The 24,793-nt window shown below is 62.9% G+C and carries 21 protein-coding genes; 4 read left to right on the top strand and 17 right to left on the bottom strand.

Annotated features, from left to right (window positions below):
- Nucleotides 1-90: 90 nt before the first annotated feature.
- From gltB to hemE, 3 genes are all read left to right on the top strand, one after another.
- Nucleotides 91-4,536 carry a glutamate synthase large subunit gene (gene gltB, locus ACVHNU_RS27175; protein ID WP_003220908.1) on the top strand — a complete coding sequence of 1,482 codons (4,446 nt, stop codon included), beginning with the start codon at nt 91-93 and terminating at the stop codon, nt 4,534-4,536.
- Nucleotides 4,537-4,569: 33 nt separating this feature from the next.
- On the top strand, nt 4,570-5,988 hold the full coding sequence (locus ACVHNU_RS27180; RefSeq protein WP_003220910.1) for an FAD-dependent oxidoreductase: 1,419 nt from the start codon (nt 4,570-4,572) through the stop codon (nt 5,986-5,988).
- A gap of 242 nt (nt 5,989-6,230) precedes the next feature.
- On the top strand, nt 6,231-7,298 hold the full coding sequence (gene hemE / locus ACVHNU_RS27185) for a uroporphyrinogen decarboxylase (protein WP_007968321.1): 1,068 nt from the start codon (nt 6,231-6,233) through the stop codon (nt 7,296-7,298).
- Nucleotides 7,299-7,474: 176 nt separating this feature from the next.
- On the opposite strand, the gene ACVHNU_RS27190 is transcribed toward hemE, so the two are convergent.
- Nucleotides 7,475-8,728, bottom strand: a complete 1,254-nt coding sequence (locus tag ACVHNU_RS27190) for an MFS transporter (RefSeq protein ID WP_473020103.1) — start codon at nt 8,726-8,728, stop codon at nt 7,475-7,477.
- Between the two features lie 139 nt (nt 8,729-8,867).
- Between ACVHNU_RS27190 and ACVHNU_RS27195 the strand changes: the two genes are divergently transcribed.
- Nucleotides 8,868-9,770 (top strand): LysR family transcriptional regulator, encoded by a 903-nt coding sequence (locus tag ACVHNU_RS27195; RefSeq protein WP_473018638.1) that lies wholly within the window; start codon nt 8,868-8,870, stop codon nt 9,768-9,770.
- 103 nt (nt 9,771-9,873) lie between these two features.
- Here the strand turns inward: ACVHNU_RS27195 and ACVHNU_RS27200 are convergent, their stop codons facing one another.
- From ACVHNU_RS27200 to ACVHNU_RS27275, 16 genes are all read right to left on the bottom strand, one after another.
- On the bottom strand, nt 9,874-10,311 hold the full coding sequence (locus ACVHNU_RS27200) for a hypothetical protein (protein WP_003220915.1): 438 nt from the start codon (nt 10,309-10,311) through the stop codon (nt 9,874-9,876).
- 149 nt (nt 10,312-10,460) lie between these two features.
- Nucleotides 10,461-10,904 (bottom strand): excinuclease, encoded by a 444-nt coding sequence (locus ACVHNU_RS27205; RefSeq protein ID WP_103485585.1) that lies wholly within the window; start codon nt 10,902-10,904, stop codon nt 10,461-10,463.
- A 29-nt stretch (nt 10,905-10,933) separates the two neighbouring features.
- Nucleotides 10,934-12,160 (bottom strand): beta-ketoacyl-ACP synthase, encoded by a 1,227-nt coding sequence (locus ACVHNU_RS27210; RefSeq protein WP_473018639.1) that lies wholly within the window; start codon nt 12,158-12,160, stop codon nt 10,934-10,936.
- Nucleotides 12,160-12,888 (bottom strand): 3-oxoacyl-ACP reductase FabG, encoded by a 729-nt coding sequence (fabG, locus tag ACVHNU_RS27215; RefSeq protein ID WP_473018640.1) that lies wholly within the window; start codon nt 12,886-12,888, stop codon nt 12,160-12,162. Before fabG ends, ACVHNU_RS27210 begins: the two co-directional genes overlap by 1 nt.
- Nucleotides 12,881-13,345, bottom strand: a complete 465-nt coding sequence (locus tag ACVHNU_RS27220; RefSeq protein ID WP_103485583.1) for a hotdog family protein — start codon at nt 13,343-13,345, stop codon at nt 12,881-12,883. Before ACVHNU_RS27220 ends, fabG begins: the two co-directional genes overlap by 8 nt.
- Complete coding sequence (locus ACVHNU_RS27225; protein WP_473018641.1) at nt 13,342-14,538, bottom strand: beta-ketoacyl-[acyl-carrier-protein] synthase family protein; 1,197 nt, start codon at nt 14,536-14,538, stop codon at nt 13,342-13,344. Before ACVHNU_RS27225 ends, ACVHNU_RS27220 begins: the two co-directional genes overlap by 4 nt.
- Entirely contained in the window at nt 14,535-15,125 is a 591-nt protein-coding gene (locus tag ACVHNU_RS27230; protein WP_473018642.1) for a hypothetical protein, read from the bottom strand. The genes ACVHNU_RS27225 and ACVHNU_RS27230 overlap by 4 nt, the downstream gene beginning before the upstream one ends.
- Nucleotides 15,125-15,850, bottom strand: a complete 726-nt coding sequence (locus tag ACVHNU_RS27235; protein WP_262141279.1) for a class I SAM-dependent methyltransferase — start codon at nt 15,848-15,850, stop codon at nt 15,125-15,127. The genes ACVHNU_RS27230 and ACVHNU_RS27235 overlap by 1 nt, the downstream gene beginning before the upstream one ends.
- Nucleotides 15,847-17,094: an NAD(P)/FAD-dependent oxidoreductase gene (locus ACVHNU_RS27240; protein WP_473018643.1), complete on the bottom strand. Its 1,248-nt coding sequence runs from the start codon at nt 17,092-17,094 to the stop codon at nt 15,847-15,849. The genes ACVHNU_RS27235 and ACVHNU_RS27240 overlap by 4 nt, the downstream gene beginning before the upstream one ends.
- Nucleotides 17,081-18,241 carry a cation:proton antiporter gene (locus ACVHNU_RS27245; RefSeq protein ID WP_473020104.1) on the bottom strand — a complete coding sequence of 387 codons (1,161 nt, stop codon included), beginning with the start codon at nt 18,239-18,241 and terminating at the stop codon, nt 17,081-17,083. Before ACVHNU_RS27245 ends, ACVHNU_RS27240 begins: the two co-directional genes overlap by 14 nt.
- Nucleotides 18,241-20,580: an MMPL family transporter gene (locus ACVHNU_RS27250; RefSeq protein ID WP_473018644.1), complete on the bottom strand. Its 2,340-nt coding sequence runs from the start codon at nt 20,578-20,580 to the stop codon at nt 18,241-18,243. Before ACVHNU_RS27250 ends, ACVHNU_RS27245 begins: the two co-directional genes overlap by 1 nt.
- On the bottom strand, nt 20,564-21,166 hold the full coding sequence (locus ACVHNU_RS27255) for an outer membrane lipoprotein carrier protein LolA (RefSeq protein ID WP_473018645.1): 603 nt from the start codon (nt 21,164-21,166) through the stop codon (nt 20,564-20,566). Before ACVHNU_RS27255 ends, ACVHNU_RS27250 begins: the two co-directional genes overlap by 17 nt.
- Complete coding sequence (locus tag ACVHNU_RS27260) at nt 21,163-21,588, bottom strand: acyl-CoA thioesterase (RefSeq protein WP_041074875.1); 426 nt, start codon at nt 21,586-21,588, stop codon at nt 21,163-21,165. Before ACVHNU_RS27260 ends, ACVHNU_RS27255 begins: the two co-directional genes overlap by 4 nt.
- Complete coding sequence (locus ACVHNU_RS27265; RefSeq protein ID WP_473018646.1) at nt 21,581-23,125, bottom strand: HAL/PAL/TAL family ammonia-lyase; 1,545 nt, start codon at nt 23,123-23,125, stop codon at nt 21,581-21,583. The genes ACVHNU_RS27260 and ACVHNU_RS27265 overlap by 8 nt, the downstream gene beginning before the upstream one ends.
- Complete coding sequence (locus ACVHNU_RS27270; protein WP_473018647.1) at nt 23,106-24,053, bottom strand: LpxL/LpxP family acyltransferase; 948 nt, start codon at nt 24,051-24,053, stop codon at nt 23,106-23,108. Before ACVHNU_RS27270 ends, ACVHNU_RS27265 begins: the two co-directional genes overlap by 20 nt.
- On the bottom strand, nt 24,050-24,784 hold the full coding sequence (locus tag ACVHNU_RS27275) for a glycosyltransferase family 2 protein (protein WP_226499861.1): 735 nt from the start codon (nt 24,782-24,784) through the stop codon (nt 24,050-24,052). Before ACVHNU_RS27275 ends, ACVHNU_RS27270 begins: the two co-directional genes overlap by 4 nt.
- Nucleotides 24,785-24,793: the final 9 nt, after the last annotated feature.

Genomic DNA, 24,793 nt, shown 5'->3' on the forward strand with positions numbered 1-24,793 from the left:
CAAAGCCGGCGTACGTTCGGCGCGGTCAGCAAGTGGTTGAATTGAAAAGAAATTTGCCTCGAAAAGAGGCAGCCTGGTGAGAAAGTGTCTATGAAAGCAGGTCTGTACCAACCAGATGAATTCAAGGATAACTGCGGTTTCGGCCTGATAGCCCATATGCAGGGCGAGCCCAGTCATACCCTTTTGCAAACGGCCATCGAGGCCCTGACCTGCATGACCCACCGCGGTGGGATTAATGCCGACGGCAAGACCGGTGACGGTTGCGGTCTGCTGATTCAAAAGCCTGACGCGTTCCTGCGGGCGATCGCCCAGGAAAACTTCAGCGTCGAGCTGCCCAAGCAATATGCCGTGGGCATGGTCTTCTTCAACCAGGATCCGGCCAAGGCCGAAGCCGCTCGCGAGAACATGAACCGCGAGATTCTCGCTGAAGGCCTGCAACTGATCGGCTGGCGCAAAGTGCCGATCGACACCAGCGTCCTCGGCCGCCTGGCCCTTGAGCGCCTGCCGCAGATCGAGCAGGTGTACATCGGCGGTGAAGGCCTGAGCGATCAGGACATGGCGGTCAAGCTGTTCAGCGCCCGTCGTCGCTCGTCGGTGGCCAACGCCGCCGATACCGACCACTACATCTGCAGCTTTTCGCACAAGACCATCATCTATAAAGGCCTGATGATGCCGGCCGACCTGGCCGCGTTCTATCCGGACCTCGGTGACCAGCGCCTGCAAACCGCGATCTGCGTGTTCCACCAGCGCTTTTCCACCAACACCCTGCCGAAATGGCCGCTGGCTCAGCCATTCCGCTTCCTCGCCCACAACGGCGAGATCAACACCATTACCGGTAACCGTAACTGGGCGCAGGCCCGTCGGACCAAGTTCACCAACGATCTGATGGATCTGGAAGAGCTCGGCCCGCTGGTCAACCGTGTCGGTTCCGACTCCTCGAGCATGGACAACATGCTCGAACTGATGGTCACCGGTGGCATCGACCTGTTCCGTGGCGTGCGGATGATCATTCCGCCTGCGTGGCAGAACGTTGAAACCATGGACCCGGATCTGCGTGCGTTCTACGAGTACAACTCGATGCACATGGAGCCGTGGGACGGCCCGGCCGGCGTGGTGATGACCGATGGTCGTTACGCGGTGTGCCTGCTCGACCGTAACGGTCTGCGTCCGGCGCGCTGGGTCACCACCACCAACGGTTTCATCACCGTTGCTTCGGAAATCGGCGTCTGGAACTACCAGCCAGAAGACGTGATCGCCAAGGGCCGTGTCGGCCCGGGCCAGATCCTCGCTGTGGACACCGAAACCGGGCAGATCCTCGACACCGACGCGATCGACAACCGTCTGAAGTCCCGTCATCCGTACAAGCAATGGCTGCGCAAGAACGCCCTGCGCATCCAGGCGACCATGGAAGACAACGACCACGGTTCGGCGTTCTACGACGTCGATCAGCTCAAGCAATACATGAAGATGTATCAGGTCACGTTCGAAGAGCGTGATCAGGTGCTGCGTCCGCTCGGCGAACAGGGCTACGAAGCCGTCGGTTCGATGGGCGACGACACGCCGATGGCCGTGCTGTCGCAGCGTGTGCGCACGCCGTACGACTATTTCCGCCAGCAGTTCGCGCAGGTCACCAATCCGCCGATCGACCCGCTGCGTGAAGCGATCGTGATGTCGCTGGAAATCTGCCTCGGTGCCGAGCGCAACATCTTCCAGGAATCGCCGGAACACGCCTCGCGCGTGATCCTCAGCTCGCCAGTGATCTCGCCGGCCAAGTGGCGCTCGCTGATGAACCTCGACCGCCCGGGTTTCGAGCGGCAGATCATCGACCTCAACTACGACGAAAGCGTCGGCCTCGAAGCGGCGATCCGCAACGTCGCCGATCAGGCTGAAGAAGCCGTGCGTGCCGGGCGTACCCAGATCGTTCTGAGCGACCGTCATATCGCGCCGGGCAAACTGCCGATCCACGCTTCGCTGGCCACCGGCGCGGTGCACCACCGCCTGACCGAAAAAGGCCTGCGCTGCGATTCCAACATCCTTGTGGAAACCGCGACCGCACGCGATCCGCATCACTTTGCGGTGCTGATCGGTTTCGGCGCCTCGGCGGTCTATCCGTTCCTGGCCTACGAAGTGCTGGGTGACCTGATCCGTACCGGTGAAGTGCTGGGCGACCTCTATGAGGTGTTCAAGAACTATCGCAAGGGCATCACCAAGGGCTTGCTGAAGATCCTGTCGAAGATGGGCATCTCGACCATCGCCTCGTACCGCGGTGCGCAGCTGTTCGAAGCCATCGGCCTGTCCGAAGAAGTGTGCGAGCTGAGCTTCCGGGGCGTGCCGAGCCGCATCAAGGGTGCGCGTTTCGTCGACATCGAAGCCGAGCAGAAAGCACTCGCCACCGAAGCCTGGAGTCCACGCAAGCCGATCCAGCAGGGCGGTCTGCTGAAGTTCGTTCACGGCGGCGAATATCACGCGTACAACCCGGACGTGGTCAACACCCTGCAAGCCGCCGTGCAGCAGGGCGACTACGCCAAGTTCAAGGAATACACCTCGCTGGTGGACAACCGTCCGGTGTCGATGATTCGCGACCTGTTCAAGGTCAAGACCCTCGACAAGCCGCTGGACATCAGTGAAATCGAGCCGCTGGAATCGGTGCTCAAGCGCTTCGACTCCGCCGGTATCTCGCTGGGCGCACTGTCGCCGGAAGCTCACGAAGCCCTGGCCGAAGCCATGAACCGCCTCGGTGCGCGTTCCAACTCCGGCGAAGGCGGCGAAGACCCGGCGCGCTACGGCACGATCAAGAGCTCGAAAATCAAGCAGGTCGCGACCGGCCGTTTCGGTGTAACCCCGGAATACCTGGTCAACGCCGAAGTGCTGCAGATCAAGGTCGCTCAGGGCGCCAAGCCGGGCGAGGGCGGGCAACTGCCGGGCGGTAAGGTCAACGGGCTGATCGCCAAGCTGCGTTACGCAGTGCCGGGCGTGACCCTGATTTCGCCACCGCCGCACCACGACATCTACTCGATCGAAGACTTGTCGCAACTGATCTTTGACCTGAAACAGGTCAACCCGAAGGCACTGGTTTCGGTGAAGCTGGTAGCAGAAGCCGGCGTCGGCACCATCGCTGCCGGTGTGGCCAAGGCCTATGCGGACTTGATCACCATCTCCGGCTACGACGGTGGTACCGGTGCTTCGCCGCTGACCTCGATCAAATACGCCGGCGCGCCGTGGGAACTCGGCCTCGCTGAAACCCACCAGACCCTGCGCGGCAACGACCTGCGCGGCAAAGTCCGGGTGCAGACCGACGGTGGCCTGAAAACCGGCCTCGACGTGATCAAGGCAGCGATCCTCGGCGCCGAAAGCTTCGGCTTCGGTACGGCGCCGATGATCGCCCTCGGTTGCAAATACCTGCGCATCTGCCACCTGAACAACTGCGCCACCGGTGTTGCGACGCAGAACGAGAAGCTGCGCAAGGATCACTACATCGGGACCGTCGACATGGTGGTGAACTTCTTCACCTACGTCGCCGAAGAAACCCGTGAGTGGCTGGCCAAGCTCGGCGTGCGCTCCCTCGAAGAGCTGATCGGCCGTACCGATCTGCTGGAAATCCTCGAAGGCCAGACCGCCAAGCAACACCATCTGGATCTGACCCCGCTGCTGGGCAGCGATCACATCCCGGCGGACAAACCGCAATTCTGCGGCGTTGAGCGCAACCCGCCGTTCGACCAGGGCCTGCTGGCCGAGAAAATGGTCGACATGGCGACCTCGGCGATCAACGACCTCAGCGGTGCCGAGTTCGAACTGGACATCTGCAACTGCGACCGTTCGATCGGTGCGCGGATCTCCGGCGAAATCGCGCGCAAGCACGGCAATCAGGGCATGGCCAACGCGCCGATCACCTTCCGCTTCAAAGGCACGGCCGGTCAGAGCTTCGGCGTGTGGAACGCCGGCGGTCTGCACATGTACCTGGAAGGCGACGCCAATGACTACGTCGGCAAAGGCATGACTGGCGGCAAACTGGTCATCGTCCCGCCGAAGGGCAGCGTCTATCAGACTCAGAACAGCGCCATCATCGGCAACACCTGCCTGTACGGCGCCACCGGCGGCAAGTTGTTCGCCGCCGGCACCGCGGGCGAGCGTTTCGCTGTGCGTAACTCCGGTGCCCACACGGTCGTGGAAGGCACTGGCGATCACTGCTGCGAGTACATGACCGGTGGTTTCGTCTGCGTCCTGGGCAAGACCGGTTACAACTTCGGCTCTGGCATGACCGGTGGTTTCGCCTACGTGCTCGACCAGGACAACACCTTCGTTGACCGGGTCAACCACGAACTGGTGGAAATCCAGCGGATCAGCGGCGAGGCGATGGAAGCCTACCGCAGCCACTTGCAGAACGTGCTGAACGAGTACGTCAAGGAAACCGAGAGCGAGTGGGGTCGTGAACTCGCCGAAAACCTTGATGACTACCTGCGCCGTTTCTGGCTGGTGAAGCCTAAGGCTGCCAACCTGAAATCGTTGCTTTCCAGCACTCGTGCCAACCCGCAGTGATATGCGCCTGAAGAGTTTGATGAGGTTTTAACAATGGCTGAACGTCTGAATAACGACTTCCAGTTCATCGATGTCGGGCGCAAGGATCCGAAGAAGAAACTGTTGCGTCAACGCAAGAAAGAGTTCGTCGAGATCTACGAACCGTTCAAACCCCAGCAGTCGGCCGACCAGGCCCACCGCTGCCTGGGTTGCGGCAACCCGTATTGCGAATGGAAGTGCCCGGTGCACAACTTCATTCCCAACTGGCTGAAGCTGGTGGCCGAGGGCAACATCCTCCAGGCCGCCGAGCTGTCGCACCAGACCAATACCCTGCCGGAAGTCTGCGGCCGGGTGTGCCCGCAGGATCGGCTGTGCGAGGGTGCCTGCACCCTCAACGACGGTTTCGGCGCGGTGACCATCGGTTCGGTCGAGAAGTACATCACCGACACCGCGTTCGCCATGGGCTGGCGCCCGGACATGTCCAAGGTCAAACCGACCGGCAAGCGTGTCGCGATCATCGGTGCCGGCCCGGCGGGGCTGGGTTGTGCCGACGTGCTGGTGCGTGGCGGCGTGACCCCGGTGGTGTTCGACAAGAACCCGGAAATCGGCGGTCTGCTGACCTTCGGTATCCCTGAGTTCAAGCTTGAGAAGAGCGTGCTGAGCAATCGTCGCGAAGTCTTCACCGGCATGGGCATCGAGTTCCGCCTCAACACCGAGGTCGGCAAGGACGTGACCATGGAACAACTGCTCGCCGAATACGATGCCGTGTTCATGGGCATGGGCACCTACACCTACATGAAGGGCGGCTTTGCCGGTGAGGACCTGCCGGGCGTCTACGACGCGCTGGACTTCCTGATTGCCAACGTCAACCGCAACCTGGGCTTTGAAAAGTCGCCGGAAGATTTCGTCGACATGAAAGGCAAGAAGGTCGTGGTACTCGGTGGTGGCGACACGGCGATGGACTGCAACCGCACCTCGATCCGTCAGGGCGCCAAGTCAGTGACCTGTGCTTATCGTCGTGACGAAGCGAACATGCCCGGCTCGCGCAAAGAGGTGAAGAACGCCAAGGAAGAAGGCGTGAAATTCCTCTACAACCGCCAGCCAATCGCGATCGTCGGTGAAGACAAGGTCGAAGGCGTGAAGGTGGTCGAGACCCGTCTCGGCGAACCGGACGCCCGTGGCCGCCGCAGCCCCGAGCCGATCCCGGGCTCCGAAGAGATCATCCCGGCCGACGCCGTGGTCATCGCGTTCGGTTTCCGTCCAAGCCCGGCGCCGTGGTTCGAACAGTTCGAAATCCAGACCGACAGCCAGGGCCGCGTCGTCGCGCCTGAGCAGGGTCAGTACAAGCACCAGACCAGCAACCCGAAAATCTTCGCCGGTGGCGACATGGTGCGCGGTTCCGACCTGGTGGTGACGGCGATCTTTGAAGGCCGCAATGCTGCCGAAGGGATCCTTGATTACCTGGGCGTCTGATTACATTTCAGCCTGAAATGCGCTCAAAAATGTGGCAGCGGGCTTGCTCGCGAAGAGGGAGTGTCAGTCGACAGATTTGTTGCCTGACCCACCGCTTTCGCGAGCAAGCCCGCTCCCACATTGGTTTCTGTGCGCTCAATACAGCGCAATAAATTGACCCGATAGACAAAAGGCTGACCTGCATCCGTGCCTTTTGCGTCGCGCTCTGAGAAAATGCCCTCACTTTTTTTCCGGATGCCGACATGACTGCCCTGAAGAACGACCGTTTCCTCCGCGCCCTGCTCAAGCAACCTGTAGACGTCACCCCGGTGTGGATGATGCGCCAGGCCGGCCGCTACCTGCCTGAATACCGCGCCAGCCGTGCCCAGGCCGGTGATTTCATGAGCCTGTGCATGAATCCGGAATTCGCTTGCGAAGTCACGTTGCAACCGCTCGACCGCTACCCGCAACTGGACGCGGCGATCCTGTTTTCCGACATCCTCACCATCCCCGATGCCATGGGCCAGGGCCTGTACTTCGAGACCGGTGAAGGCCCGCGCTTCAAGAAAGTCGTCAGCACCCTGGCGGACATCGAAGCGTTGCCGATCCCTGATCCACACAAAGACCTCGGCTACGTGATGGACGCGGTCAGCACCATTCGCCGCGAGTTGAACGGCCGTGTGCCACTGATCGGTTTCTCTGGCAGCCCGTGGACCCTCGCCACCTACATGGTTGAAGGCGGCTCGTCGAAAGACTTCCGCAAGACCAAGGCGATGCTCTACGACAACCCGCAAGCCATGCACCTGCTGCTGGATAAGCTGGCGCAGTCGGTGACCTCGTACCTTAACGGCCAGATCCAGGCCGGCGCGCAAGCGGTGCAGATCTTCGATACCTGGGGCGGCAACCTGTCGGCCGCGGCGTACCAGGAGTTCTCCCTGGCCTACATGAAGAAAATCGTCAGCGGCCTGATCCGCGAGCACGACGGTCGCAAGGTGCCGGTGATCCTCTTCACCAAGAACGGCGGCCTGTGGCTGGAAAGCATCGCCGAAGCCGGCGCCGACGCATTGGGTCTGGACTGGACCTGCGACATCGGCAACGCCCGCGCCCGCGTCGGCGACAAGGTAGCCCTGCAAGGCAACATGGACCCGACCGTGCTCTACGCCAAACCGGAAGCGATCCGCACCGAAGTCGGGCGCATTCTGGCCAGCTACGGCAAAGGCAGCGGCCACGTATTCAACCTCGGCCACGGCATCACCCCTGAGGTCGATCCGGAACATGCGGGCGCGTTCCTGCGCGCGGTGCATGAGTTGTCGGCGCAGTATCACGAGTGATCGACGCCCAATAGAAAACGCCCGGCTTATGCCGGGCGTTTTTCTTTCCACAATCCAACGTCGGACGCGGATCAATTGTAGGAGTGAGCCTGCTCGCGATAGCGGTAAGTCAGTCGCCAGATGTGTTGGCTGACACACCGCTATCGCGAGCAGGCTCACTCCTACAGGGATTTGCGTCAGGCTTTGACTCCGCCGAGCGGCGGCAACTTCGCCAGCTTCAACGCCACCCCCAGCGCCACCAGCAACAACGCGCCAATGAACAACCCAATCCCGTTCCAGCCGCCCAAATGCCAGAACACCCCGCCCGCCGTGCCGGCAATGCTGGAGCCTGCGTAATAACTGAACAGGTACAACGACGACGCCTGGCCCTTGGCTTTGAGCGCCCGGCGCCCGATCCAGCTGCTCGCCACCGAGTGCGCGCCGAAGAAGCCGAAGGTGAAGATCAGCATGCCGACGATTACCAGCAACAGCGGGGTGAACATCGTCAGCGCAAGGCCAGCGAACATCAGGGCAATGGTTGCCCACAGCACTTTGCGCCGCCCCAGTTTGTCCGCCAGCGAACCGATCTTCGCCGAACTGTAGATGCCCGACAGATACACCACCGACAGCAAGCCGACGAACACCTGATCGAGGTTATACGGCGCGGCCAGCAGGCGATAGCCGATGTAGTTGAACAGGGTGACGAACGCCCCCATCAGCACGAACGCTTCAAGAAACAGCAGCGGCAGACCGGCATCGCGAAAGTGCATGGTGAAGCCGTCGAGCAGGCTGCGCGGGTGCAGCGAGCGCGAGCGGAAGTTGCGCGACTCGGGAAGGATTTTCCAGAACACCGCCGCCGCAATCAGCGCCAGACCGCCGATCACCAGCATTGCGGTGTGCCAGCTGACGAAGTCGATCAGCACCCCGGTGATCAAGCGGCCGCTCATCCCGCCAATCGCGTTGCCGCCGATGTACAGGCCCATCGCCAGGCCGATGTGCTGCGGGTGGATTTCTTCGCTGAGGTAAGTCATCGCCACGGCCGCCAGACCGCTCAGCGACAGCCCGATCAACGCGCGCATGATCAGCACGCCGTGCCAGCTCGGCATCATCGAGCTGGCGATGGTGCACAGCGCGGCGGCGAATAGCGCTGCGACCATCACCGGTTTACGCCCGATCCGGTCGGAAATCGGTCCGGTGATCAATAGACCGAAGGCCAGCATGCCGGTCGCCACCGACAGAATCAGGCTGCTTTGCGCGGCATTGATCGAATACTCGTGGGACAGCAGCGGCATCATCGGCTGCACGCAGTACAACAGGGCGAAGGTCGCGAAGCCGCCGCTGAACAGCGCCAGCACCGTGCGCATGAACATCGGCGTGCCTTTTTCGATGTAGATCTCCTGCAACTCGGCGATCACATCGTCGGCTGCGGCAGGCGGGACTTCATGGGCCAGGGGGGCGACAACTGTTTTCACTTCAGACCTCGGAGGGCACGGCCGGGCAGGCAATGAAAAAATCATATAGCTGGCTAATGTTTCTATCCAATATATTGTTCGACCTGTTTGATAGCTTTAACGACCTAATGGGGTTTCCATGGAATTGCGTCATCTGCGCTACTTCATCGCTGTCGCCGAAGAACTGCATTTCGGCCGCGCCGCCCAGGTGCTGGGGATCTCCCAGCCGCCGCTGAGTCAGCAGATTCAGGCGCTGGAGCAAGAGGTCGGCGCGCGGTTGTTCGAACGCACCAATCGTCGGGTCGAGCTGAGCGAGGCCGGCCGATTGTTCCTGGAGGAGGCGCGGCTGGTGCTGGCGCAGGTCGACAAAGCGGCGGACGTTGCCCGGCGTGCGCAACTCGGCGAACTTGGCGAATTGAAGATTGGCTTCACCTCGTCGGCGCCGTTCAACTCGACCATTCCCCAGGCGATTTTTGCCTTTCGCCAGCGTTTCCCGGCGGTGCACCTGAACCTGCGGGAGATGAGCAGCACGCAAGTCGCCGAAGGGCTGGTGGATGAGTCGATCGAGGTCGGCATCATGCGTCCACTGGGTCTGCCGGACTCGCTGAGTGTGGTGGAGCTGATGCGTGAGCCGCTGGTGGCGGTGCTCGGTTCCAAACATCCGCTGGCGCAGGGCAGCGAGGAAGGGCTATTCCTCTCGGCGCTGGCGCTGGAGCCGTTCGTGTTCTTTCCGCGCAGCTACGGCAGCGGGCTGTATGCGCAACTGCTCAGTCTGGCCCGTGATGCCGGGTTCAGCCCGCACTTCGCCCAAGAGGCCGGGGAGGCGATGACCATCATTGGTCTGGTCGCCGCGGGGCTGGGGGTTTCGGTGTTGCCGGCGTCGTATCAGCGGATGCGTATCGACGGCGTGGTCTACCGGCCATTGCTCGATCCGGAGGCGGTGTCGGCAGTGTGGCTGGTGCAGCGCAAGGATCAGAAATCGCCGATGGCCAAGGCGTTCGTCGAATTGCTTACACGCAAGGTAGAGCCTTCATCAGTGTGATGCCTGCCGGCGTCTTCGCGAGCAAGCCCGCTCCCACCCTGGAATAAGTTCCCCTGTGGGAGCGGGCTTGCTCGCGAAGACGCCCGCCCAAACAACACATTTCTCAGGGCAACCGCACCAAATCCCCCTTCAACGCCACCCGCGTCACAAACACCCCGGCCCGGCACTCATAGGTATTCAAATCCTTGCGCACATGCTGGTCGTAATAACTGACGATATTGACCACCGCATTCGCCCCGACCCGCTTGGCATCGGCCTGCAACTTGATCAGGTTTGACTGCAGCACCCACTCGCAGGAATCGTGATCGCTCTTGTTGAAGCCGTTGGTGCGTAAATCGCTGACCACATCGCGGCGCAACAACTGCTGGGTGCCCTGCGGCCCATTGCCGATCAGGTAGAACTTCACACTGCCATCCAGCCGCCCGGCGCGAATCGCATCCGAGAGCACGGTTTCGAACGGCATGTACATCAAATTGGTGGCGTGGCTGGCGCTGGGCAATAGCCCGAGGAGCGTGGCGGCGATCAGGGCTTTCACTTGCATGGTCATCTCCTTGACGGTGAAAGAGAACCGCGAGTGTTCGAACGATGGGCTCGCCGTTCCGGCAGGCATGACGCGGCAACCTGCCAGAGCGAGTGTAGATGCTGAAAATGAAGAGGGCGCCGAAAGGCGCCCTTTGTCGTTTCTGGCAATTACTGAACCGTCGCCAGATCCCCCTTCAACGCAACACCGGCCATGATCGCGCCGGCGTGGCATTCGTAGTTCTTCGCGTCTTTGTGCTCGTTGCTCTTGTAGAAGCTGACGATGTTGGTCACGGCGTTGGCGCCGGCGCTTTTGGCGGCCTGGTGCAGGCTGATGATGGCCGATTGCACGACCCATTCGCAGGCTTCCTGATCGGTCTTGTTGAAGGCGTTGGTCTTTTTGTTGGTCACGGCGCCGCTGCTCAGAACGGTGACTTTACCGGGCGGGGTGGTGCCGGCCAGGTAGAACTTTACGCTGCCGTCGATCTTGCCGCTGCGGGTGGCTTCGGCAACCGCTTTGTCGAACGGCAGCATGACCTGTGTATCCCGGGCCTGGCTGACTGCCGGCAGGGCGCAAAGCAGCAGGGCGGTGATGGCGAGTTTGTTGAAACGCATGGAGGTCTCCTTGACCTGGATTGATTCGGTTAAGGCCAGCGACGGAAAATCAACGAGGTGTTGACGCCACCAAAAGCGAAATTGTTGTTCATCACGTACTCGTGATGCATCTGGCGGAATTCGCCGCGCAGGTAATCAAGCTTGCCGCAGTGCGGGTCGACCTCGTCGAGGTTGAGCGTGTGCACGTACAGGTCGCGATTGAGCATTTCGATGCTGAACCACGACTCCAGCGCGCCGCAGGCCCCCAGCGTGTGGCCGAGGAAACTCTTCTGCGAGCTGATCGGCATGTGTTCGCCGAACAGACTGCTGGTCGCCAGTGTTTCGGCAATGTCGCCCTGTTCAGTAGCAGTACCGTGACCGTTGACGTAACCGATGGCATCCGGCGTCAGTCCGGCGTCTTCCAGCGCCAGTTCCATTGCCCGGCGCATGGTGATCTGCTCGGGGCGGGTGGTGTGCTGGCCGTCGGCGTTGCTGCCGAAACCGACGATTTCCGCGTGGATCCGCGCACCCCGGGCGAGGGCATGCTCCAGCTCTTCGAGCACCAGCATGCCGCCACCTTCGCCGATCACCAGACCGTCGCGGCCCTTGTCGTAAGGACGTGGGCTGGTCTGTGGCGCATCGTTTTTCAGGCTGGTGGCGTACAGCGCGTCGAAGACCATGGCTTCAGTCGGGCACAGCTCTTCGGCACCGCCGGCGAGCATCAGTGGCAGCCGTCCGAACTTGATCGCCTCGTAGGCGTAGCCAATGCCTTGACTGCCGCTGGTGCAAGCGCTGGACGTCGGGATCAGCCGCCCGGTGAGGCCGAAGAAAATGCTGATGTTGGCCGCGGTGGTGTGCGGCATCATCCGCACGTAGGAGTTGGCGTTGAGGCCTTCGGCCACCGAGTTGAGCAGCATGTTGCCGAAGGCCTTGATCTCGTCGGTGCTGCCGGTGGATGAGCCGCAGGCCACACCCATGCGCCCGTCCTTGATCGATTCGTCGCCGAGCAGGCCGGCGTCGGCCAGCGCCTGTTCCGCCGCGCCCACCGCCAGCCGTGACACCCGGCCCATGCTGCGCAGTTGCTTGCGGGTCCAGTGCGGCGGTACGACAAAATCATCGATCGGCCCGGCCAGACGGGTGTTGAGTTCGCTGAAGCGGTCCCACTCGTCCATGCGGCGGATGCCGCTGCGGTTGGCCGCGAAGTTGCCGGCGATGGTCTGCCAGTCGCTGCCCAGCGAGGTGATGCCGGCCATGCCGGTGACGACGACGCGCTTCATCAGCACAAGCCTCCGTTGACCGCCAGGACCTGGCGGGTGATGTACGAGGCTTCCGCCGACATCAGGAAATTAACCGCAGCGGCCACCTCTTGCGGGGTGCCCATGCGTTGTGCGGGGATCATTTTCATCAGCTCTTCCACCGGCACGTTTTCGTCGAGCATCGCCGTGTCGATCAGGCCCGGTGCGACGCAGTTAACGGTGATTTTGCGCTTGCCCAGTTCGATCGCCAACGCTTTCGCCGCACCGATCACCCCGGCCTTGGAGGCGCTGTAGTTGACCTGACCTCGGTTGCCGATCAATCCCGACACTGAGGTGATGCAGACGATCCGACCAGCGGCGCGACGACGGATCATCGGCATCATCACCGGGTGCAGGACGTTGTAGAAACCGTCGAGGTTGGTGCGCAGCACCACGTCCCAATCGTCATCGCTCAGCGCCGGAAAAGCGCCATCACGGGTCAGACCGGCGTTGAGCACCACGCCGTAATAGGCGCCGTGGGTTTCGACGTCGGCTTCGAGAATGGTCTTGCAGGTTTCGCGGTCGGCGACGTCGAATTGCAGGATGCGCGCCTGACGGCCCAGCGCTTCGACTTCGGCTTTCACCGCTTGGGCTTCAGCCACGCCGCTGCGGCAATGCAGGACGATGTCGTGCCCGGCCTGCGCCAGGCGCAAGGCAATGGCGCGGCCGATGCCACGGCTGGAGCCGGTGACCAGTACGGATTCAGTCATCGTTCGACTCTCTGTTTTGTTCAAGGTATTGGCTGGGCTGCGGCGGGCGGAACACGTTCAGGCGGGCGCTGGCCTCGATGCCGGGGGCATTGATGTGGCATTCGAAAACCCCCATGCCGTTGTCGTCTTCCAGCGAACGGATGCCGTGGATGGTCAGTTCGCTGCCGGCCGGAAACGCCTCGACGTTGCACTCGAACTTGCGGGTGCCGAGGAGGAAGCCGAGCTCGACCGGTTTGCCCTTCAAGCGAGCATGACAACCGGCGAACGCGGCGACGCTCTGCGCCATCAACTCGATGCCGACCCACGCCGGCAGGCTGCCGTCGGGCAGGTTGAACAGGCCGTCGGGCTTGACCGTGAGGCGGGTGTGGATCTGCTCCTCGTCGAAGCTGAGGATGCGGTCGATCAGAATCATGTCGCCAGCGTGGGGCAGCAGTTCGGCGAGCGGCCAGTCGTTCATGGGGCGTCTCCGATAATCAGGCTGACGTTGTTGCCGCCGAAGGCAAACGAGTTGCTCATCAGGTAGCGGGGTGCAATGGACGACAGGCGCTCGCTCGCGGTCACCCACTTCAGCGCCGGCAAGTCGGGGTCGGGCTGGGCATCCCAGACGTGTGGCGGCAAGGCTTGCTGCGGGTTGTCGGCGCTCAGGCTCAGCCAGCAGAACGCCGCTTCGAGGGCGCCGGCCGCACCGAGGGTGTGGCCGGTCATCGGCTTGGTCGACGAGCAAGCCACGCCGTCGGGGAACAGCGTGGCGACGGCCAGACTTTCCATCGCATCGTTGTGCTGGGTCGCCGTGCCATGCAGGTTCAGGTAGCTGATTTGCGTCGCTTGCAGCTGTGCGCGGCTCAGGGCTTTCTGCATCGCTTGCAGGGCGCCGCGACCGCTCGGTTCCGGCGCGGAAATATGGTGCGCGTCGGAGCTGGCGCCGCTGCCGAGCAGGGCAATGGCCGGGCCGTCGCTGCGCTGCTTGCTCATCAGGAACAGCACCGCCGCTTCGCCGATGTTGATGCCATTGCGGTTGGCCGAGAACGGATTGCAGCGCTCGTCGGACACCGCTTCCAGTGCGCTGAAACCGTTGAGCGTCAGTTTGCACAGGCTGTCGACCCCGCCGCACAGCACCGCATCGCACAGGCCCAGATCGAGCAGACGCTGCGCGCTCATCAACGCCCGCGCACTGGACGTGCAGGCGGTGGAAATCACATAGGCCGGACCGCTGAGTTGCAGCCAGTCGGCGAGAAAGTTCGCCGGGGCGCCGAGTTCCTGTTGCCGATAGTCGTACTCGGCAGGGAACTGCTGCTCGCGAAGATAGTGCGCCAGACCGCGGCTGGCCTCGTCGATCCCCGAGGTGCTGGTGCCGAGCACCACGCCGATGCGCGCGCGACCATAGGTCTGGATCGCCCGGTCGATGTCCTCGCGAATCTGCAGCGCGGCTTCCAGCAGCAGTTGATTGTTGCGGCTGCTCTGGTCGGCCAGTTCGGCCGGAATCGCCGCCAGCTCAGCGTGCACCGCCGCCACCGGCAACTCACGTCCGGCCACCCAGCCTGACTCGTGGCGCATGCCCGAGCAGTCACCGGCAAACAGGTTGTGCGCGACCTGGTGCTTGTCGCGGCCCAGTGCGCAGATCACGCCGAGGGCATTGAGGTAGGCAGTCATGGCGTCGGTTCACCGAGGGGAGAAACCCGATAGTGCGGGCCTTGGGGCAGATTCAATTCGAAGCTCAACGGTTGTGCATAACGGATCGCCCAGCGCGGCGCCAGCGTGCGTTGCTCGCCCTGTTGCTGCGCGGCGGGGTAATTGCGCGCCAGTTCGCCGGAGGGGGTCAGGGCGAACAGCAACGCGGCAAACAGCTCCCGGGCTTCCGGATTGGGCGGCAGCAGCCCGTCGGCCTGCCAGTGTCCATCGATCAGCTGCTGACGCGCCTGGGGGATGCCCAGCGGGTCCATCATCGACCAGCGGATGCCGGGACCTTCGCGCTGGATCACCAATAGCCAGTCCTGACGTTGATCGGCTTGCTGGCGCTCGATGTGCAATTGCAGCGGTAACGGCAGCGTCGGGTTGCTCGCGGGCAGCGGGGCCTGGTTGGCGCATCCACTTAGCAGGGCCGTTAGCAACAATACCAGCCACACCACAACCCCTGTGGGAGTGGGCTTGCTCGCGAAGGCGTCGGCACATCCGACATCAATGCCAACTGACTCACCGCTTTCGCGAGCAAGCCCGCTCCCACAGGTTAAGTGTTGCATCAGGAAGCCTCTGCCAGTGGTTTTCGGGCGACGACATTCACCAAGGTTTCCTCGCGCTCGCCAACCGGCTTCGGCCGGCGCAATCCGAATCGCTCCAGCAAGCCAAAGTCCTTCGAACGGCTCCACCACAGATACGGGTACGAGACATTGCGCTCGCCAAACTCGAAACCCTGTTGGCGAATCATCTCCAGGTACTGTGCCGCGCTCTTCTGCACATGCATCGGATGGCGGAACAGCCAGCGAATCACCCAAGTATCAATGTAAGCCTCGGTGGACTCGGCGAACAGCAGATAACCGCCCGGCTTCAGTACGCGGTAGAACTCGGCGAGGGCTTTTTCCTGTTCGACCAGATGATGAAAGGTCTGGTGGCAGAACAGCAGGTCGACACTGGCATCGGCGATGTTGAGCGTCGCGCAATCGCTACCGATAAGCTCCACGTCGAAGCCCTGCCGCGCCGCTTCTTCGGCGCTCAGTTGCAGGCTGTGCGGATCGGCGTCGACGCCGATCAGACGCTGTGGGGCGAAGGTCTGGTGCAGATGGCGGAACGATTTGCCCTGACCGCAGCCGGCATCCAGCAGCACCGGATGGGCCGGCAGCGACTCGCTGAACAATCCGCGCAAATCGTTGATCGCCACGCGTAGCACGTGGTGCTGCCAGGTGTGACTGCGCAGGAACCAGAAACCGAAGCGGGTTTCCTCGACGTAGCTGTCGCTCAAGTAATTCATGGGGCGTCCTTTGCACAGAGTTCGGAAATCATCTTCAACCGGCGGCGTGCTTCGCTGACGAACGGGTTGCGTTCATCCCAGGCATAACCGGCGAGGATCGAGCAGATCATCCGGCGAATCTCCGCCTGACTGTCTTGGTAAAAAATCACGTCCTGAAAGGTGCCGGCGTACCAGCCCTCGACGTAGCAGCGGAAGGTGTCGACCCCGCGCTTGAGCGGTTCGGCGAACTCGCGCTGCCAGTCGACGATTTCGCCCTGCAACTGCCGGTGCAAGACCGCCGCAGCCATGCTCGCCGAACGCATGGCGATGGTCACGCCGGAAGAGAACACCGGGTCGAGAAATTCTGCGGCGTTGCCAAGCAGGGCGAAGCCCGGGCCGTGCAGGGTTTTCACATTCGCCGCATAACCACCGAGGGTGCGCGCCGGGGTGTCCCACACCGCGTTGTTCAATACACCGGCGAGGCTCGGGGTTTCGCCGATGAAGCCGCGCAGGCAGGCATCCAGATCGCTGTCGCGCCCCTGGAAGTGTTCGGCGGCAGCGACCACGCCCACCGAGCAGCGACCGTTACTGAACGGGATCGTCCAGAACCAGATGTCGCGGTGCTCAGGGTGGGTGGTGACGAGGATTTTCTCGCGGTCGAAGGCCGGGTTGTCGATGTGATCTTCAACGTGGGTGAACACTGCCTGGCGCACCGGGAAATTCGAGGGTGCTTCCAGATCGAGCATACGCGACAGCACGCGCCCGTAACCGCTGGCGTCCAACACAAAATCCGCTTCGACGCGGTACTCGCTGCCGTCCTCGCGCAGCACGTCGAGCTGCGGTCGGGCCCGGTCGAAATCGACGCGGACGATGGCATCGCCATAGCGGATTTCGGCACCCTGCAATTCAGCCTGATCGGCCAACAGCTTGTCGAAGTCGGCACGTTGCACCTGGAATGTGGTTGGCTTGCCTGCGGTGAAGGTGTCGCTGAAATCGAAGGCACTGTAGCGCTCGCCCCAGGCGAAGGCGGCACCGGTCTTGCGCTGGAACCCGGCGGCGTTGACGGCGTCGAGCATGCCGGCCTCTTCGACGAAATCCAGGCAATGGCTGAGCAGGCTCTCGCCGATGGAAAAACGCGGAAAGTGCTGGCGCTCGATCACCAGCACATCGTGGCCCTTGCGCTTGAGCAGCGCGGCGGCGATGGCCCCGGACGGTCCGGCACCGATAATCACGACCTGACGGGATTCCATTTCAACGATTGGCACGTGAGCTCCGGGGCAATGGGTGTTGCAGATTCAGGGGCGCGCGATGCAGGCCGATCAGGGCCGGCAACAGCGTCGCGATCAGGCCCATCAGCATCAGCGCGAAGTACAGCGCCGGACTGATGAGCTGTTGTTGCAGCAACAGGTTGAGAAAGACGATTTCGCTCAGGCCGCGAATGTTCAGCAGTACGCTTTCGCGCCAGCGGCTCGCGCCTTGGAAGGAAGCGCCGGCCCAGCCCAGGCCGAGCCAGTTGCCGAGCAGTTTACTGGCAATCGGCAACAGCAGCAGCGCCGCCCATTGCACCGCGCCGAGGCTGGCGAGGGCGCTGTGCACGTCGATCTGCACGATGCCGAAGGTGAGGATCAGCGGGATCGCGATCCATGTCTGCAAACGGCTCATCCACCGCGCCGGCAATGGCAGCACCAACGGCACCTTCAGCAAGGCCATGCACAGCAGATAACCGATGCCGAAAATCAGCGCGTTGAGTTTGTAGTGCTCGGCCAGCACCAGCAGCGCAAAGAAGCCGAGGCTGTAGGTCAGCGGGCGACGCACGCGCAACAGATGCAACAGCGCCGGCACGCAGGCCAGACCCAGCGGCAGCAACAGGTTGCTCAGATGCAGACTGCCCTGAGCCAGGCCGAACAGCGTCCAGCAGGTCAGATCGATGAGGATTGCGGTCTGCACCAGACGCCGGGTGGCGGCGGGCGGGTAATCGATGTGGCGCAGGTACAGGTACAGCACCGGGATCGCGGTAATCGCGAACACCAGACCGATCGCCAGCGAGTTCAGCCACGGTTGCGCCGGCAGCAGCCAGCAGGCGGCGGCCAGACCGCAGGCGAACGGCACGGCAAAACTCGGCACGGCGATTTTCACGCTCTGGCGGTCCAGACGCAGGTCGATCACATCACTGAGAATGTGCCCGAGCAACAGCGCGAAACTCAGGCTGTAGAGGTCTTTCAGCCACCCCGGCGCAATCAGTTCGGCACCGCTGAGCTGCCAGCCCGGTTCGATCCAGAAGTACATCAGCAGCGGCAATCCGAAGCTGGCCAGCAGCAACTGGCTGACGATCGGGATCAGGCCGAAATGCCGACCGACACGGGTCACCACAGCGAACAGCGCCATGGCCAGCAGCCAGAAACCGACGACCATCACGTTGCTGGCTCCACGACGCCGGCGCTGTGGACGTGACGTCCGGCCCACGGCGCCAGAATGAAACTGAACGCCAGCCCCAGGCTCACCGCCAGGCCGAAATTGCTCACCGCCGGCGTGCTCGACACCGCCAGCAGACCGAACGACAACCAGGTCGTCAGCGCCGCCAGCAAGGTGCCCAGCAAGCTGACAGCCGCACCGCCGACCTGCTCACGCATGAGGATCGCGTAATCGACGCTGATCGCCGTCACCAGCAGCAGGCCGAACAGGCTGAACAGGGTCAGCGGCTGACCGAGCCAGCCGAGGCTGGCGAGGCTGCACAGCGCCGCCAGCAGCGGCAGGGCGACGATGCGCAAGGCGCCGCCGAAACCGAACGGCACGATCAGCACCAGCACGATCAACACACAGGAGGCGAGTTTCAGTTCGGCGGCGCTGATCTGGGTCGCGGCGAATACGTTGTTCAATTCGCCGAGACGATCCACCAGCATCACGCCCGGCAAGTCCAGGGCCTGCACCCGCAGCAGTGACGGATTGTTCAGGCCTTGCAGGCTGGTCATCGCCGCCACGCCGTCAGCGGTCGGCCCGAGCCACAGCGTGCGGTAAGGCTCGCCCAGCGGCCCGGCGAGTGCCGCGTCGATGTCCTCGGCGGGCAGGCTCTGCAACTGTTGCAGTTCGGTTTGCAACGCCGCGAGCGGTACGCCGAGGTCGAGCAGTGGCTGCCAGTATTGCGGCAGTTTGCTCAGTGCTTCGCGAACCTGCTGTTGCTGGCTCGGCGGACTGAGCAGTTGATCGAGGGCCAGATAGCCTTGCAGTTTGTCGAGGTTGACCAGTTGCTGCAGGCGTTCGCTTAACGCGGCCTGACGCTCCAGCAGTTGCTGCTGATTGGCGGCGCGCACGAGGAAGAACTGGCTGGTCGGCTGATAGCCGGTGATGCGTGCGATGGTCTGCGCTTCATCGGTCAGGCGTTGTGGCGCACCGACCCACTGGCGGATGTCGTTCTTGCTTTGCAACTGCACCAGACCGCCAACGCAGAACGCGACCAACAGCGCCAGCAGCACCGGGGTGCGCACGTGTTCGAGCAGAGTTTCGCGCAGTTGCACCAGACGCTCGGCCAGACGCAGCGGCCATTGCGCCGGGACCAGTTCAACATTTTTCAGTAGGGCCGGCAGCAGGCACACCGCCGACAGATACGCCCCGAGCAAACCGGCGGCGGAGAACACCGCGATTTGCGTCAGCGCCGGGAAGGGCGTCCAGGCCAGCGCCAGATAACCGATGGCGCTGGTGATCAGGCTCAGCGTCAGCCCGGAGAGTGTCAGGCGCAGGGCTGGCCAGCTGCGCCACGGCTTGAGGCTCCAGCTTTTCGACAGATAGTGCAGCGGATAATCCACGGCCACGCCGATCAGGCTGGAGCCGAGCACCAGGGTCATCACATGCATGTGGCCGAACAGCGCCACGCAAGCCACCGCGCCGAACAGCATGCCCACCAGCACCGGCACGAACGCCAGCAGCACTCGCCAGCGGCGAAACACCAGCAGCAGCAACAGCAGAATACCGAGGGTGGCGCCGCCGCCGACCCAGGTCATTTCGCGGGTGGCTTGTTGCTGACCGTTGGCGGCGTACAGCAGACCACTGGCGGCCAACAGTTGCACGTCGGCTTTCGCCGCCTGCTCACGACTGTGCTGCAGCAGATCGGCGACTTTCAGCGGCAGGTTCATGTCGAAGGCATTGCCGGTGGTGCGCGCGCGCAGCAGCACCCAGCTCTTGCCGTCGGCATCGGCGACCAGTGCGCCGCTGCCGATGTCCAGTTGCACCGCGCCGTGCTTCGGCTGGCTGTTCTGGATACGCCCGGTGAGACCCAGCCAGTCGTCCTGGCTCGGCACCAGGGTGAAACCGTTGAACGGGTCGAACAGTGCCTGCACCCGTTGCTGAATGAAGGCGTCGGGATGCTCGGTCAACAGTTGCCGATCATCCGCCGATAGCATCGCCAGCCGCCCTTGCAGCAATTGCGTGCGCAGCGCTGGCAGATCCGCCTGCAGGTTCCACTGGACCTTTTCGAACAGACCGCTGGCCTGCCATTGCTCGCCGAGGGTTTGCGCCATGGCCACCGCTTGCTGGCGATCAGTGTGACCGACCAACACCAGCATTTCCCGATTGAGCGGCTCCTGCATGCGCTGTTCGGCGCGCAGTTCGAGGGCGTCAGGGTTGGTCCCGGGCACCAGCTCCATGAGGTTGGCCGACAGCGGCGCACCGTCGCGCCACTGCCATCCGGCCAGCGCGATGACTGCCAGCAGCAGGATCAGAAACAGCCACGGCAGCCTGCGTTCACTCGGCAAAGTCATGTTGCTCCGTGTCGCTCAACGGTTGACCGGCGCTGCTGTCTTTCATGCGCAGCACGGTGCTGTCGCCCTGGGTTTCCAGCAGTTCGATGGTCTGCACCAGTTCACCGCCATCGATATTGATCTGCTTGAACACTTGCTTGAGCAGCAGCGAACGCGGGGTCAGGGTCAGTTTCCACTGCTGTGCGTCGCCGCTCAGGGCCAGCTCGAAATCCCGTTGCAGGCCGCTGCTGTCACCTTGCAGCACGGCGAGGAACAAGCGGTTCTGCTCGGCCCCGGCGCTCTTGTTAGGCAGCAGTTGCCAAGTGTTGCCATCGCGTCGCGCGATGCCGTTGGCGGTGATGCGGTAATCCTGTTGCAGCGGGGTCTTGAGCAGCCAGAGCAGGCCGTGATTTTTCGCCAGGACGAAGTTGCCCTTGCTGATCAACGGTTGAGGCAGGGCGCGCAGATGTTTTTCCTGAATGAACTGGCCGTGGATCACTTCCGGTTTCGCCAGTTGTTCGCTGAGCTGTTGCAGGTCGAAGGCGTTGGCCAGCGTCGACACGGCGAGCAGCGCCATCGCGCCAAGGCATTTGCAGAACAGGTTCATCGCAGCATCCTTTCCACCGCTTCGGTGAACACTTTGGGTGAGGCCAGTTGCATCTCGCGGCTGCTGATCTCGACCGCCACCTGCACCGAGCTGGCACGGGTCAGGCGTTCGCCGGTCTGCAGGTCGGTGATCAGATAATTGATCTTCAAACGGTTCTCCCACTCCACCAGACTGGCGCGTACGTTCAAGCGCTGGCCGAACACCGCGCCACGTACATAACGCAGTTGCAGGTCGATGATCGGCCACGCGTAACCCGACTCGGACATCTGCGTGTAGTTGTGGCCGATCTGGTCGAGCAGCGCGCAGCGCGCCACTTCCAGGTATTTGACGTAGTGCCCGTGCCAGACCACATGCATGGTGTCGACGTCAAAGAACGGCACGAGGATTTCCGTGTCGGCGTGCAGCACTCCGGCGCTACGCATGCAGCCTCCAGTGTTGCTCGGCGATGCGTTGCAGGCACAGGCGCAGTTCGCCTTCCAGCGCGCGGTCTTCGATGACTGGCGGGAAGTCCTTGGCCAGCTCTTCGTGCATGGCGGCCAGCGAAGGTGGCAGCGCGCGTGCGTCTTCATCGCGACCGCGCAGCCAGACGCCCTGATTGGCCGCGAGCAACGTGGCGGCGGCGACTTGTTCGGTCAGCTCCAGCACGCGGATCGCGTCGCGGGCGGCGATGGTGCCCATGCTCACCTTGTCCTGGTTATGGCACTCGGTGGAGCGTGAGAACACGCTGGCCGGCATGGTGTTTTTCAGGGCTTCAGCGGTCCAGGCACTGGTGCCGATCTGCACGGCCTTGAAGCCGTGATTGATCATGGCGCGATCCGCCGGGGCGCCGGACAGGTTGCTTGGCAAACCATGGTTGTAGCGCTCGTCGACCAGCAACGCGAGCTGCCGGTCGAGCAGGTCGGCAACGTTGGCCACCAGATTTTTCAGACTGTCCATGGCGAACGCGATGTGCCCGCCGTAGAAGTGCCCGCCGTGCAGCACGCGCTCGGCGTCGGCGTCGATGATCGGGTTGTCGTTGGCGCTGTTGAGTTCGGTCTCGATGAACGAACGCAGCCAGTTCAGGCTGTCGGCCAGCACCCCGAGCACGTGTGGGGCGCAGCGCAGCGAGTAGCGATCCTGCAGGCGATGCAGCGGCGCGGTCGGCGCGTCGATCGCCAGATCCTTGCGCAGCCATGCGGCGACTTGCATCTGCCCCGGATGCGGCTTGGCGGCGAACAGACGCTCGTCGAAGTGTTCCGGATTGCCTTGCAGCGCGACCACGTTGAGCGCGGTGATGCGCGTGGCCAGTTGCAGCAGATAGTCGGCCCGGGCGAAGGCGAGGCAGGCGAGACCAGTCATCACCGCCGTGCCGTTCATCAAGGCCAGCGCTTCTTTCGGACGCAGCACCAATGGCGTCCAGCCCAGTTCGCGATGCACGTCGGCCGCTTGCCGGCGTTCGCCACGGAACAACACTTCGCGCTCGCCGGACAGGGTGGCGGCGACGTAGGACAGCGGCGTCAGATCGCCGCTGGCACCGACCGAACCTTCTTCGGGGATCAGCGGCAGGATGTCGTGTTCAAGGAAGGCGTGCAGGCGCTCCAGCAGTTCGATGCGCACTCCGGACACGCCGTGGCACAGCGACTGCAAGCGCGCCGCCAGCACCGCGCGGGTGGCTTGCGGGTCGAGCAGTTTGCCGAGGCCGCAGCCGTGGAAGGTGTAGAGATGACGCGGCAGTGCCTCGACGTGATGCAGCGGCACCGCGACCACGCAGGAGTCGCCGTAACCGGTGGTCACGCCGTAGATCACGCCTTCCTTGTCCAGCAGCGAATCGAGAAACCGCGCGCCTTTGGCGATGCGCTCGCGGTAGGCGGCGTCGCTCTGCAACTGCACGGGCGCCTGACGGTTGGCCAGGGCCAGCACGTCTTCGATGCGCAAAGGGCGTTCGCCGAAGGTTACCGGCTCATGGGTTGGCGTCGTCATCGGTCTTCCAGAAAGGGTAAAAGTTGAACCATTGGTGCGGGGCTTCGAGGCAATAGTGACTCAGGCGCTGCGCGTAGCGGGTGGCCCACTGATGAATGACCTGCTCGCGCTCGCGGCGCGTCCACGTCACGCTGTCGGCGAACGGTTCGAGAGTCAGGCGATAGTGGCCGTCCGGCTGTTTCAGGCACATCAGCAGATTGACCGGGCATTTGAGCAAACCGGCCAGCAGCCACGGGCCTTGCGGAAACGCTGCCGGGTGGCCGAGAAAGTCCACGCTGACGCTGCGCCCGCCGTGCAACGGCACGCGGTCGCCAGCAATCGCCAGCCATTCGCCGCGCTCCAGGCGTTCGTGCAGTTGCAGCATGATCACCGGGTCCAGTTCGCTGACCTGAATCAGGCGCAGATTGGTCGCCCCGGCTTCACCCAGCAAGCGGTTGAACTGCTCGGCGTGCTTGGTGTGCACCAACACGTTCATGGTGACCTTTTCGCCGATCTCCGCCAGCGCCCGGCACACTTCGAGGTTACCCAGATGCGCGCCGACCAGCAGTTGCCCGCGACTGCCGCGCAACTGATTGCGCAGCAGCGCCGGGTCGATGATTTCGATCTGCTCGATACGGATCTTGCCGTTCCACACGTCGAGCTTGTCGAGCAGCGAATCGGCGAACGTCATGAACTGGCGGAACACCCGCCAGTAACTCGGGCGCAATTCGGCGCGGTTGCTCCAGTCAGCCATCCGTTGCTGGTATTGCCAGGCACTGTTGCGCGCGGTGCGGCCGAACAGGAAGAAGTACAGGACGATGCCGTACAGCAGCGGACTGAGCAGGCGCCGGCCAAGCACTTTGGCGGCGAACGCGGTGAATTTCATCAGCAGGAAGCTGCCGCGCTCTTCGCGGTCGGCCCAGTGCTTCTTGTCGGTCTCGACGCTCATGCTCGCCACCGGCGCCAGAGGATGACCGGCAGGCGCAGCAGCATGCCGAAGAACAATCGGGTGTGCATGCTGGAAATCAGCGCGTTGTCATGGAACAGGCGGAAGTGTGAGACGCCGTCCAGCGGGTAATGCACGCTGGTCTGCAGCCAGCGCATCGGCTGGTTGCGCCACGACAGGCGCACGAGGATGTCGGAGTCGAAATCCATACGCTTGCCGACCCGCGCCGAGTCGATCAGCGCCAGCGTCGGGGCCAGCGGATAGACGCGAAAGCCGCACATCGAATCGCGAATCTGCAGCGACAGCGTGTTGATCCAGACCATCACGTGGGTCAGATAACGCGCGTACAAACGGCCCTTGGGCACGCTCTCGTCAAACAGCGGATAACCGCAGATCATCGCGTCCGGGTGGGCGCGGGATTCCTCGACGAAACGGGCGACGTCGTGCAGGTCGTGCTGGCCATCGGCATCAACCTGCAAGGCATGAGTGAAGCCCAGCCGCGCCGCTTCGCGCAGGCCGGTCATCACCGCGCCGCCCTTGCCCTGATTGAGGGTCAGGCGCACCAGATGCACGTGGTCGCGTTCGGCCAGCGCATCCAGCACTCGCGCGCAGGACGGGGTGCTGGCGTCATCCACCAGAATGCACGGCAGGCCTTGGGCGAGCAGGGCATCGACCACGGTGCCAATCGCGGTTTCATGGTTGTAGACCGGAATCACGGCGCAAGGGTTATGCATTGACCACAT

This window comes from Pseudomonas sp. Ors-4-3C, assembly GCF_055755035.1.

Coding starts and splice junctions, on each gene's coding strand:
- gltB (WP_003220908.1), top strand. CDS start 91: ATGAAAGCAGGTCTGTACCAACCAGATGAATTCAAGGATAACTGCGGT.
- ACVHNU_RS27180 (WP_003220910.1), top strand. CDS start 4,570: ATGGCTGAACGTCTGAATAACGACTTCCAGTTCATCGATGTCGGGCGC.
- hemE (WP_007968321.1), top strand. CDS start 6,231: ATGACTGCCCTGAAGAACGACCGTTTCCTCCGCGCCCTGCTCAAGCAA.
- ACVHNU_RS27195 (WP_473018638.1), top strand. CDS start 8,868: ATGGAATTGCGTCATCTGCGCTACTTCATCGCTGTCGCCGAAGAACTG.
- ACVHNU_RS27200 (WP_003220915.1), bottom strand. CDS start 10,311: ATGCAAGTGAAAGCCCTGATCGCCGCCACGCTCCTCGGGCTATTGCCC.
- ACVHNU_RS27205 (WP_103485585.1), bottom strand. CDS start 10,904: ATGCGTTTCAACAAACTCGCCATCACCGCCCTGCTGCTTTGCGCCCTG.
- ACVHNU_RS27210 (WP_473018639.1), bottom strand. CDS start 12,160: ATGAAGCGCGTCGTCGTCACCGGCATGGCCGGCATCACCTCGCTGGGC.
- fabG (WP_473018640.1), bottom strand. CDS start 12,888: ATGACTGAATCCGTACTGGTCACCGGCTCCAGCCGTGGCATCGGCCGC.
- ACVHNU_RS27220 (WP_103485583.1), bottom strand. CDS start 13,345: ATGAACGACTGGCCGCTCGCCGAACTGCTGCCCCACGCTGGCGACATG.
- ACVHNU_RS27225 (WP_473018641.1), bottom strand. CDS start 14,538: ATGACTGCCTACCTCAATGCCCTCGGCGTGATCTGCGCACTGGGCCGC.
- ACVHNU_RS27230 (WP_473018642.1), bottom strand. CDS start 15,125: ATGCAACACTTAACCTGTGGGAGCGGGCTTGCTCGCGAAAGCGGTGAG.
- ACVHNU_RS27235 (WP_262141279.1), bottom strand. CDS start 15,850: ATGAATTACTTGAGCGACAGCTACGTCGAGGAAACCCGCTTCGGTTTC.
- ACVHNU_RS27245 (WP_473020104.1), bottom strand. CDS start 18,241: ATGGTCGTCGGTTTCTGGCTGCTGGCCATGGCGCTGTTCGCTGTGGTG.
- ACVHNU_RS27250 (WP_473018644.1), bottom strand. CDS start 20,580: ATGACTTTGCCGAGTGAACGCAGGCTGCCGTGGCTGTTTCTGATCCTG.
- ACVHNU_RS27255 (WP_473018645.1), bottom strand. CDS start 21,166: ATGAACCTGTTCTGCAAATGCCTTGGCGCGATGGCGCTGCTCGCCGTG.
- ACVHNU_RS27260 (WP_041074875.1), bottom strand. CDS start 21,588: ATGCGTAGCGCCGGAGTGCTGCACGCCGACACGGAAATCCTCGTGCCG.
- ACVHNU_RS27265 (WP_473018646.1), bottom strand. CDS start 23,125: ATGACGACGCCAACCCATGAGCCGGTAACCTTCGGCGAACGCCCTTTG.
- ACVHNU_RS27270 (WP_473018647.1), bottom strand. CDS start 24,053: ATGAGCGTCGAGACCGACAAGAAGCACTGGGCCGACCGCGAAGAGCGC.
- ACVHNU_RS27275 (WP_226499861.1), bottom strand. CDS start 24,784: ATGCATAACCCTTGCGCCGTGATTCCGGTCTACAACCATGAAACCGCG.